The sequence below is a fragment of the Hahella sp. CCB-MM4 genome (genome assembly GCF_002260525.1).
Taxonomy (GTDB): domain Bacteria; phylum Pseudomonadota; class Gammaproteobacteria; order Pseudomonadales; family Oleiphilaceae; genus Hahella.
The window spans coordinates 1-488 of the sequence record NZ_MRYI01000078.1 but is presented as its reverse complement, the minus strand read 5'-3'; the positions used below and the strand labels follow the sequence as shown (position 1 = coordinate 488).

The 488-nt window shown below is 75.0% G+C and carries 1 protein-coding gene; it reads left to right on the top strand.

Annotated features, from left to right (window positions below; translation table 11 throughout):
- Positions 1–26: 26 nt before the first annotated feature.
- Positions 27–488, top strand: a 462-nt coding sequence (locus tag BTA51_RS28970) for a terpene synthase family protein (RefSeq protein WP_210404956.1), incomplete at its 3' end; no start/stop codon positions are given.

The following is a 488-nucleotide window of genomic DNA, read 5'->3' as shown; positions in this document are numbered from 1 at the left end:
CGTTGCTGCCGCCGTCCGAGGAGCCCATGAGTCCGCCCGGGCGGAAGAGTTACCGCAGACATCTCGCCGACTGGGACCGCACCAACACCGAGGCGGGCTCGCCCCGCGCCCACTCGGCTCGGCCGCCCGCCCCGGACGAGTACGTCCCCTGGCGCCGCATCTCCTCGCCCGTGATCTGGCACTTCGACCTGGTGGAGTACGCCCGGGGCCGGGAACTGCCCGACGGCTTCGTCGGCGGCGAGGCCCACCGGCAGCTGGTGGAGTGCGCCGCGGACGTCGCCGCCTGGACGAACGACCTGTTCTCCGCGCCCAAGGAACTGTCCCGCGAGGAGCGGTGCAACCTGGTGGCGGTGCTGGCCCACCACCACGGGACCGGGGTGCAGGAGGCGGCCCTGGCCACCGTGGAACGGATCGGCGAGCGGGTCCGGGACTTCCTCGACGCCCGGGCGGCGCTGCTCGCCGGCGGCGGTGCGGACCCGGCCGGGACC